The organism is Pseudomonas sp. GM18, from assembly GCF_000282195.1.
Taxonomy (GTDB): domain Bacteria; phylum Pseudomonadota; class Gammaproteobacteria; order Pseudomonadales; family Pseudomonadaceae; genus Aquipseudomonas.
The window spans coordinates 26,763-36,769 of record NZ_AKJT01000112.1; the positions used below are offsets into that span (position 1 = coordinate 26,763).

A 10,007-nucleotide genomic window follows, 5' to 3' on the forward strand; every position below is an offset into this window, starting at 1 on the left:
ACGCGCTGCCCCGTTCTGCTCGTGGAACGGGGCAGCGGTCATCCTCAGCCTCGACGACGCATCAGGCGTCAACGAGTTGAAACCGATAACCCACCCCATACAACGATTCAATCGGATGCTCCCCCGGGCAGGCCTGTTCAAGCTTGCGCCGCAGATTGCGGATATGGCTGTCGACCGTGCGGTCGGTGACCACCCGGTGATCGGAGTAGATTCGGTCGAGCAACTGATCCCGGGAAAACACCCGTCCCGGCGCGCGGGCGAGGGTGTTGAGCAGGCGCAGTTCCAGCGGTGTCAGGTCCAACGTGATGCCGTCGAGGGAGGCCAGGTACTGTTCTTCGTCAATCTGTAGGCGCGGTGGTGCAGACGTCAAAAGCTGCGGGCCGCGCCGCAGGATGGCTTTGACCCTGGCCACCACTTCACGGGGGCTGAAGGGTTTGCAGATGTAGTCGTCGGCGCCCAGCTCCAGCCCGAGCAGGCGATCCACTTCTTCGACGCGGGCGGTGATCATGATGATCGGCACGGCACTGAAGCTGCGCAGTTCCTTGCACACTTGCAGGCCGTCGCGCCCAGGCAGCATCAGGTCGAGCAGGATCAGCCGCGGTTCACGGGCATGGACCGCCGGCACCACTTCCAGACCGTTGTCCAGGCACTGGGTCGCATAGCCGGCGGCACTCAGGTAATCGCGCATCAATGCGGCCAGTTTGGGCTCGTCTTCGACGATCAGGATCGGGTTGTCGTTGACCATGGTTCAGGTGTTCCGTGGCAGGCGCAGGGTCAGCCAAAGGCCACCCAAAGGTGAATGATCGGCACTGAGGCTGCCGCCGTGGGCCAGGGCGATGCTGTGACAGATCGCCAGCCCCAGACCGGCGCCACCACTGGCGCGGTTGCGTGAGGTTTCGCCACGGTAGAAACGCTCGAACAGCCGCGGCAACTGATCCGCGTCGACCCCGGGGCCGGAATCAAGGAAATCGATGCGCACGACGTCGCCCTCGCTGGCTGCGCGAATACGCAGCACACCGCCCTCATCGGTATAACGCACGGCGTTTTCCAGCAGATTGCTGAACAGTTGCTGCAAGCGCTTGGGGTCGGCCTCCAGCCGCAGCGGTGGTGCCGGCAGCTCCAGCTCCAGGCGCAAATGCCGGGCATTGCAGCGTTCCTGGAACATCGCCACGCTACTGTCCAACAACTCGTTGAGATCGCACTCGCTCTTGCGGTAAGTCAGCGCGCCCACATCGGCCAAAGACAGCTCATACAGGTCATCCACCAGTTTGCTGAGCATGCCGACTTCGCTTTGCAGTGATTTCATCGACGACTGATCGAGAGTGCGCACACCGTCCTCGATGGCCTCCAGCTCACCGCGCAACACCGACAGCGGGGTGCGCAGTTCATGGGAAACATCGGCCATGAACTCCCGGCGCATTTTTTCGTTGCGCTCCAGCGTATACGCCAGCTGATTGAAGTCACGGGCTAACTGACCGACTTCGTCATTGGAGGACACCGCCACCCGGTTGCTGTATTCCCCGGCAGCCAGTCGGTGCGTGGCGGCGGCCACCCGCTTGACCGGGTCAAGCAAGGTGCGGGCGATCCACCAGGCGATCAGCATCGCCAGCAGCAACGAGAACACGCCCACGGCCAGACTGGTGCGCAACAGGTACAGGCGAAAGCGTTCGCCGCCGGCTTCGGTCACGTTCTGGAACGGCGTCACCGCCAGCCAGCCGACGGTTTTACCGGCGACCTCGATCGGGCGCATCAGGGCGTCGTCGGCAATTGCCGAATAGCCCATGACCAGCTGCTTTTGCTGATCCAGCAGGGCGAGGCGAAACACCGCGCCGGTCAGGTCGGACGTGGGCAGGTTCGGCCGATGCGGGTCGGTGAAATCCACGCCCGGCTCCGGCCGCATGAGGTCGAACCAGCGATCCGGCTGGTTGCGCAGGAATTCCCAGTTGCCTTCGCGCTCGTAGGCACTGGCCAGGCGCGGCAGCACCGGGGTCATGCGCAGCAGGGCTTGTTCGTTGAGGTAGTCGAGGAAGCCTTTGCCAAAGCTCCAGCCGTTGGCCAGCCCCATGCTCAGGATGACAAACAGCACGCTGGCCAGTACCGCAATAAACAGCTTGGTGGAGATACTCAGTTTCATGGGCTCGGGCAGGTCGGTGAATGGCCCGCTCATTTAGGCCCTGGCGCGACGAAGATTCAAGGGCGGCGGGCAATCTTCAATTTTCCTGCACATTTGCCTCGCAGTATGGCGCCTGGCTTCAGCCATCCCGTCTTGCAGAGGCATATATGTCGACCAAACTTTTCGCCAAATCCCTGGTGACCGCCGCGGTTTTACTGTCCTTGATCGTGCTGTTCGTGCTGAGCGGTTGCTCCCCTGGCGCATCTGCGCCTGTGGTCGAGCCGGCCAAGGTTTCAGTGATCACGGTGCAGCCCAAAAGCCAGGCGCTGACCACGGAGCTGGCCGGGCGCACGCAGGCGTTCATGGTCGCCGAGATTCGCCCGCAGGTTGGCGGTATCGTCCAACAGCGACTGTTTGTCGAAGGCGCCGAGGTCAAGGCCGGGCAGGCGCTGTATCAACTGGATGCCGCGCCTTACAAGGCCGCGCTGGCTGAAGCGCAGGCGACCCTGGCCAAGGCTCGCGCCACGTTGAAGTCGGCCCAGGCCACCGCCAAGCGTAATGCCCAATTGGCGAAGATTGATGCCATCAGCCAGCAGGACAACGAGGACGCTCAGGCCAGTCTGCTGACCGCCGAGGCTGAACTGCAAGTGGCGCAGGCCGGCGTGGATAGCGCACGAATCAATCTGGCGTATACCCGTATCAGCTCGCCCGTCAGCGGGCGCATCGAAACCTCGACCGTCACCCCCGGCGCATTGGTGGTGGCCAATCAGGACAGCGCGCTGACCACAGTGCAGCAACTGGACCCGATCTACGTTGACGTCACGCAATCGACCACCGAACTGTTGCGCCTCAAACGCGACCTGGCCAGCGGCGTGTTGCAAAGCAATGGCGAAGGCGAAGCGCGGATCAGCCTCAAGCTCGATGACGGCAGCACGTACACCCATGAAGGCCGCTTGAAATTCAGCGGGGTCAGCGTCAACGAGGGCACCGGCACTGTGACCCTGCGGGCGGAAATCGCCAACCCGGACCGGCTGTTGCTGCCGGGCATGTATGTGCGGGCGGTGCTGGAACAGGCCCGGGACGATCAGGCGATCCTGATCCCGCAGCAGGCGGTGACCCGCAGCGCCAGTGGCGTGACATCGGTATTGCTGGTGGTCAACGGCAAGGTCGAGCAACGCGTGCTGACCATCGACCGCGCTGTGGGCAACCAGTGGTGGGTCACCTCCGGCCTGACGGCGGGTGACCAGGTGATTGTCGAAGGCGGGCAGAAAGTCCGGGTCGGCGCCCCGGTGCTGGCGCAGAACCCCGGTACTCGCAGCCGCACGCCGCAATCGGCACGTACCGTCATTGCGCAGGAGGGTTGAACATGGCGCGTTTCTTTATCGATCGGCCGATTTTTGCCTGGGTCATCGCCATCGTCATCATGCTCGGTGGGGCCTTGTCGATCAGTCAGTTGCCACTGGAACAGTACCCGGACATCGCGCCGCCGACGGTACGGATCTCCGCCACCTACACCGGCGCTTCGGCCAAGACCGTGGAAGATTCGGTAACCCAGGTCATCGAACAGCAGATGAAAGGGCTGGATAACCTGACCTACATGTCGGCCTCCAGCAGTTCGGCGGGCAGCGCCAGTATCAGCCTGACCTTCGCCGCCGGCACTGACCCGGATGTGGCGCAGATGCAGGTGCAGAACAAACTGCAACAGGCCGAATCACGACTGCCGCAATCGGTGCAGAGCGAAGGTCTGACCGTGACCAAGGGCGGTTCGGACTTTCTGATGATCGCCGCCCTGGCCTCTGACAACGAAAGCGTTACCGGCACCCAGATCGGCGACTACATTTCCAGCACCTTGCTTGACCAGATCAGCCGTATCGATGGCGTCGGCGATGTGCAGACTCTCGGTTCGGGCTATGCCATGCGCATCTGGCTGGACCCGGCGCTGTTGGAAAAATACGCGTTGATGCCGTCGGACATCAGCAGCGCCCTGGAAGCACAGAACACCGAAGTGTCCGCCGGCCAGCTCGGTGCCTTGCCGGCGGTGGCCGGTCAGCAACTGAACGCCACCATCAGTGCCCGCAGCAAGCTGCAAACCGCCGAAGAGTTTCGCAACGTCGTGGTCAAGTCCACCAGCAATGGGGCCGTGGTGCTGCTGGGGGATGTGGCGCGGGTCGAACTGGGCAGTGAAAGCTACGACGTGAGTTCTGCCCTCAACGGCAAACCCGCCGCGGCCATGGGTGTGCAGCTCGCCGCCGGGGCTAACGCCTTGAGCGTTGGCGAAGCGGTGAAGGCCAAACTCAAGGAGCTGGAGCCTTTCTACCCCACGGAAATGCAGCTCAAGAACGTGATCGCTTACGACACCACGCCCTTTGTCAGCCTGTCCATCGAAGAGGTGGTCAAGTCCCTGGGGGAGGCCATCGTGCTGGTGGTGCTGATCATGTTCCTGTTCCTGCAGAATCTGCGGGCCACGCTGATCCCGGCGATCACCGTGCCGGTGGTGCTGCTGGGCACCTTCGGCGTGCTGGCGCTGTTCGGTTACTCGATCAATACCCTGACCATGTTCGCCATGGTCCTGGCCATCGGTCTGCTGGTGGACGATGCCATTGTGGTGGTGGAAAACGTCGAAAGGGTGATGAGTGAGAAGGGGCTTTCGGCGCTGGCGGCGACGCGCCAGTCCATGGCGGAAATCACCAGCGCGCTGATCGGCATCGCCCTGGTTCTCAGCGCCGTGTTTATTCCCATGGCGTTTTTCGGCGGCTCCACCGGGATTATCTATCGGCAGTTTTCGGTGACCATCGTCTCGGCGATGTTGCTGTCGGTGCTGGTGGCGATGACGCTGACACCGGCCTTGTGTGCGACCTTGCTCAAGCCTTCCGACGCCCAGGGCCATGGCGCGCAAAGCGGCTTCTTCGGCTGGTTCAATCGCAGTTTCGAACGCAGCGCCGAGCGCTATCGACAGTTGGTGGGCGGCATTCTCCAGCGTGGGCGTCGGAGCCTGCTGGTATACGGGGTGATTTTGCTGGCGATGGGCGGCGGTTATGCCAGCCTGCCAACTTCGTTTTTGCCGGATGAAGACCAGGGCATCCTCATGGCGCAGATCCAGTTGCCGGTGGGCGCCACCGATAGCCGCACTCAAGCGGTGATGAAGCAGTTCGAGAGCTACATGCTCGAACAGCCGGAAGTCGAGGCACTGATCAGCATCAGTGGCCTGGGGATGGGCGGCAACAGCCAGAATACCGGTCGGGCCTTTATCAAACTCAAGGACTGGAGCGAGCGATCAGGGAAAGGCCAGGATTCGGCCTCGATAGCCCAGCGGGCGACCCAGGCGCTGATGAGCATTGGCGATGCCAACGTGTTTGTCATGCAGCCGCCGGCCGTGCGCGGCCTGGGGCAAAGTTCGGGCTTCGACCTGCAACTCAAAGACCTTGGTGGTCTGGGGCATGACGCCCTGGTCGCGGCGCGGGAGCAGTTCATCGAGCTGGCGAAAAAAGACCCGCGCCTGCTGGGGGTACGCAGCAATGGCCTGGACGATACACCGCAGCTCAAAGTCAGCATCGATGATCGCAAGGCCGGCGCCTTGAGCCTGAGCACCAGCGACATCAACAGCACCTTGTCCACGGCGTTGGGCGGCAGTTACGTCAATGACTTCCTCAATCAGGGCCGGGTGAAGAAGGTTTACGTGCAGGGCGAGGCGTCGTCGCGGATGCAGGCGGCCGACCTGGAGCACTGGTTCGTGCGCAACAGCAACGATGAGATGGTGCCGTTTTCCTCGTTCGCCAGCAGTTCGTGGAGCTATGGCTCGCCGTTGTTGGAACGCTACAACGGCAACGCTTCGCTGGAGGTGGTCGGCGATCCGGCGCCGGGGGTGAGTTCCGGGGTTGCGATGGATGCGGTGGAGGCGATCATCAAACAACTGCCCGAAGGCATCGGCTACGAGTGGACCGGGCAGTCTTATCAACTGCGCTTGTCCGGCTCCCAGGCGCCGCTGCTGTACGGTATCTCGGTGCTGTTTGTGTTCCTCTGCCTCGCGGCGTTGTACGAGAGTTGGTCGGTGCCGTTCTCGGTGATGCTGGTGGTGCCGCTAGGGGTGGTCGGTGCAGTGCTGGCGACCCGTTTCAGCGGTTTGAGTAACGACGTGTACTTCCAGGTCGGGCTGTTGACCACCGTGGGGCTGGCGGCGAAGAACGCGATCCTGATCGTCGAGTTCGCCAAGCACCTGCAAGAACAGGGCAACAGCTTGCGGGACGCGACCCTGACCGCTGTGCGCCAACGGCTGCGACCGATCCTGATGACGTCGTTGGCGTTCATGTTCGGCGTGTTGCCACTGGCGTTGAGTTCCGGCGCCGGTTCCGCCGGGCGCCAGGCCATCGGTACCGGCGTGCTGGGGGGCATGTTCAGCGCCACCGTGCTGGGGATCTTTTTTGTGCCGCTGTTCTTCGTGCTGATCCGTCGTCGTTTCGGTCGTGTAACCACAGCAACAACTGTCAACCCAACCGTCCAGAAAGGTGATGCATGATCAAGTTTCATTGGCCCTTGTTGGCAGTTCTGGCGTTGCTCAGTGGCTGCATCAACCTGGCACCGGAATATCAACGCCCAGAGGCACCGGTCTCCGAGCAATGGTTGCCGACGAGCAGCGTGCCCTCGGGCGATGCGGCGGCGGATATTCAGTGGCGGCAGTTTTTCACCGACAGTCGCCTGGCGCGCTTGCAGACCCTGGCCCTGGCCAACAACCGTGACTTGCGCCTGGCCAGCCTGAACATCGAAAAGGCCCAGGCTCAATACCGCATTCAACGGGCGGCGGCGTTGCCGACCATCAATGCCGGCGTCAGCGGCACCCACAGTCGCACACCGGGATCGTTGTCCAGCAGCGGCGCGGCGAGTACCAGTCATGAGTACAGTGCGCAACTGGGATTGAGCAGCTATGAGGTGGATGTGTTCGGGCGGGTGCAGAACCTTCAGGACGAAGCGTTGGAAGACTATCTGGCACTGACCGAAACCCGGCGTAGCACCCAGATCAGTCTGGTGGCCGAAGTAGCCACGGCCTGGCTGACCCTGGCGGCAGACAACGAGCATTTGCAACTGGCCGAAGAAACCCTGCGCAGCCAGCAGGCAACCTACGAACTGACCCAGCGCAGCCACGAGCTGGGTGGGTCTTCCGGCCTGGCTTTGGCGCAGGCGCAAACCACCGTGGAATCGGCCCGGGGTGACGCGGCGGTCTACGCCAGTCAGATTCTTCAGGACCGCAATGCCTTGCGCTTATTGGTCGGCAGCGATATCCCCGATGAATTGCTGCCCGGCGCGAGCCTGCAATTGGCGGCGCTGCTGGTTCAGGTGCCGGATGAGTTACCGTCCAGTCTGTTGCAACGCCGCCCGGATGTCCTGGCCGCCGAGCACACCCTCAAGTCGGCCAACATCGATATCGGCGCGGCGCGTGCGGCGTTCTTTCCGAGCATCAGCCTGACCGCCAACGCCGGTTCCGCGAGTTCGGCCTTGTCCGGGCTGTTCAAGGCCGGCAGCGGCGCCTGGACCTTCGCCCCGAGCGTCAGCCTGCCGATTTTCGATGCCGGCAGCAATCGCGCGACGCTGGATGCAGCCAAGGTCGAGCGCGAAATCCAGGTACAGACTTACCAGCAAACCTTGCAGACGGCTTTCAAGGAAGTGGCCGATGCCTTGGCGGTGCGCAGCACCCTGGACCAACGCCTGGCAGCCCAGCAAGCCTTGACCGACGCCAGCCGTAAAAGCTTTGAACTGGCCGACGCACTCTATCGAGGCGGCTCGCAAAGCTACCTCGAAGCGCTGGATGCCCAGCGTTCGTTGTACAGCGCGCAACAAGACCTGATTACCCTGCGTCTGGCCGAGCAGAGCAACCGGGTGAGTTTGTACAAGGTAATGGGTGGCGGCTGGAATTAATGTTCACGATGCCGCAGCCGCATGAATCAGCGCCCCACCACCATATGACTGAACGGCGCTACATACGCCTGCAACGTCACCAGCCCGCCGACCAGAATCGCCAGCACCACGGAGTGGAAAAACACGTAGCGCAGGATCTCCCCTTCATGGCCGTACCAACGGGTGGCGGTGGACGCGACCACGATCGACTGGGCGTCGACCATCTTGCCCATGACCCCGCCGGAGCTGTTCGCGGCGGCCATCAGCACCGGGCTCAGGCCCAGTTGCTCGGAGGTCACCCGTTGCAAGCCGCCGAACAGCACGTTGGAGGCCGTGTCCGAGCCGGTCAGGGCCACGCCGAGCCAACCGAGCAGGGTGCCGAACATCGGATAGAAAATGCCCGTTGCGGCGAAGGCGAGGCCCATGGTGGCGTCGAGGCCCGAATAGCGGGTGAGAAAACCCAGGGCGAGCATCGCCACAATGGTGGTGAGCGAATAGCGCACTACCCACAGCGTTCGCAGGTAATGGTGCAGCAGTTGCGGGATGGAATAACCCATCAGCAGTCCACCGAGGATCGCCGCGAGCAAGATGCCGCTGCCGGTGCTGGTGAACCAGGTGAACTTGTAGATCGCGTCCTCGGTTTTCGGTGCGGGCACCACGGGTGGGACTTTCTCGATCTGTTGATGAATCGTGGTGAAGGTCACGGTCGGGGCAAAGATCGGGTTGGCCTCGCGCATCGGTTTGCCCTGAGGATCAAGCCTGGCCGAGTGGGTTTGCGGATCCATGGCCGGGCGGGTATCGAACAGGTTTTTGAAGCTCTGGGTGCCCCAGGCGAAAACGAACACCGTGAGGATGATCCACGGCATCCATGCGCGCATTACGGCGGGTTTTGCATCGCTGGCAAAGGTCGCGCTGGCGACGGGTTTTTCGTCATGTTCTTCGGCTATTTTGGAGTGGTCGACTCGCCCTGACAGGGCGGCCGAGGTATGCACCGTGGCCGGTTTCCAGACCCTGAGGAAACCCGTCAGGCAGGCCATGGAAATCAGCGCCGCGATCACGTCCACCAGCATCGGCCCGTGGAAGTTGGACACCAGGAACTGCGGTATGGCGAAGCTGACCCCGGCAACCAGAATCGCCGGCCAGATTTCCAGCATCTTGCGCCAGCCGGCGAAGGCCCAGATCAGCCAGAATGGCACGATCACCGAGAAGAACGGCAACTGTCGGCCGACCATCATCGACAGTTCCATTTCATCCAGCCCGGTCACTTTGGCCAGGGTGATGACGGGCGTGCCCAGAGCGCCGAACGCCACGGGCGCGGTATTGGCGATCAACGCCAGGCCAGACGCGGCCAGGGGCGAGAAACCCAACCCGATCAAAATGGCCCCGGTTACCGCCACGGGAGTGCCGAAACCGGCGGCCCCTTCGAAGAAAGCACCGAAGCAGAAGGCAATCAGCAGCAATTGCAGACGTCGGTCGTCGGTGATGCGCGCCAGGGAGTCTTGCAGCACTTTGAACGAGCCATTCTCGGTGGTCAGCCGATGCAGGAAAATAATGTTGAGCACGATCCAGCCAATCGGCAACAGACCGTTGGCGGCGCCGAAAAGTGCGGCCGAGCCCGCCATGTTTGCGGGCATGCCGAAGGCGAAAATCGCGATCAGCAGCGCCGAGCCCAGGGCCAACAACGCCGCCAGATGCGCCTTGATGTGGAAAAACGCCAGGGAAACCAGCATCACCACCACCGGTACCGCCGCCATGAGGGTTGATAGCACCGGGTTACCGAAGGGGTCGTAGATTTGCTGCCAGACCATTTTCCACCTCTGCTTTTTATTGTGGGTAGCGCGGGGAAGGTGGCTTGAGTATAGGTGGCATTACGCCGCTGTCCTGGCGGGGCTGGTCACGCCCTGAACGGGCTGCTTTGCTGTCAGTAACATGAATGAAAAAGCTTGGCCGCCGCGCCGCATTCTTTGTAGCAGCTGCCGAAGGCTACGTTCGGCCGTAGCAGCTGTCG

General features: G+C 62.4%; 6 protein-coding genes. 3 read left to right on the plus strand and 3 right to left on the minus strand.

What is annotated here, in order from left to right; translation table 11 throughout:
• Window positions 1–61: 61 nt before the first annotated feature.
• Together PMI21_RS02740 and baeS are read right to left on the minus strand one after the other, a co-directional pair.
• The gene (locus PMI21_RS02740; RefSeq protein WP_007941494.1) at window positions 62–745 is read right to left on the minus strand and encodes a response regulator; all 684 of its coding nucleotides are present in this window, start codon (window positions 743–745) and stop codon (window positions 62–64) included.
• Between the two features lie 3 nt (window positions 746–748).
• Window positions 749–2,167, minus strand: a complete 1,419-nt coding sequence (baeS, locus tag PMI21_RS02735; protein WP_007941496.1) for a sensor histidine kinase efflux regulator BaeS — start codon at window positions 2,165–2,167, stop codon at window positions 749–751.
• Between the two features lie 113 nt (window positions 2,168–2,280).
• On the opposite strand from baeS, the gene PMI21_RS02730 reads away from it, so the two are divergent.
• The 3 genes from PMI21_RS02730 to PMI21_RS02720 are packed head-to-tail and all read left to right on the plus strand — an operon-like array spanning window position 2,281 to window position 8,020.
• Window positions 2,281–3,477, plus strand: a complete 1,197-nt coding sequence (locus tag PMI21_RS02730; RefSeq protein WP_007941497.1) for an efflux RND transporter periplasmic adaptor subunit — start codon at window positions 2,281–2,283, stop codon at window positions 3,475–3,477.
• 2 nt (window positions 3,478–3,479) lie between these two features.
• The gene (locus PMI21_RS02725; protein ID WP_007941498.1) at window positions 3,480–6,626 is read left to right on the plus strand and encodes an efflux RND transporter permease subunit; all 3,147 of its coding nucleotides are present in this window, start codon (window positions 3,480–3,482) and stop codon (window positions 6,624–6,626) included.
• On the plus strand, window positions 6,623–8,020 hold the full coding sequence (locus tag PMI21_RS02720) for an efflux transporter outer membrane subunit (RefSeq protein ID WP_007941499.1): 1,398 nt from the start codon (window positions 6,623–6,625) through the stop codon (window positions 8,018–8,020). The genes PMI21_RS02725 and PMI21_RS02720 overlap by 4 nt, the downstream gene beginning before the upstream one ends.
• A 26-nt stretch (window positions 8,021–8,046) precedes the next feature.
• Here PMI21_RS02720 and PMI21_RS02715 read toward each other — a convergent pair whose 3' ends face one another.
• Window positions 8,047–9,807 carry an L-lactate permease gene (locus tag PMI21_RS02715; RefSeq protein WP_007941500.1) on the minus strand — a complete coding sequence of 587 codons (1,761 nt, stop codon included), beginning with the start codon at window positions 9,805–9,807 and terminating at the stop codon, window positions 8,047–8,049.
• Between the last annotated feature and the right edge of the window lie 200 nt (window positions 9,808–10,007).

Bases quoted from the DNA above. Each gene is read 5' to 3' on its own strand.
- PMI21_RS02720 (WP_007941499.1), top strand. From the start codon at position 6,623: ATGATCAAGTTTCATTGGCCCTTGTTGGCAGTTCTGGCGTTGCTCAGT.
- baeS (WP_007941496.1), bottom strand. From the start codon at position 2,167: ATGAGCGGGCCATTCACCGACCTGCCCGAGCCCATGAAACTGAGTATC.
- PMI21_RS02740 (WP_007941494.1), bottom strand. From the start codon at position 745: ATGGTCAACGACAACCCGATCCTGATCGTCGAAGACGAGCCCAAACTG.
- PMI21_RS02715 (WP_007941500.1), bottom strand. From the start codon at position 9,807: ATGGTCTGGCAGCAAATCTACGACCCCTTCGGTAACCCGGTGCTATCA.
- PMI21_RS02730 (WP_007941497.1), top strand. From the start codon at position 2,281: ATGTCGACCAAACTTTTCGCCAAATCCCTGGTGACCGCCGCGGTTTTA.
- PMI21_RS02725 (WP_007941498.1), top strand. From the start codon at position 3,480: ATGGCGCGTTTCTTTATCGATCGGCCGATTTTTGCCTGGGTCATCGCC.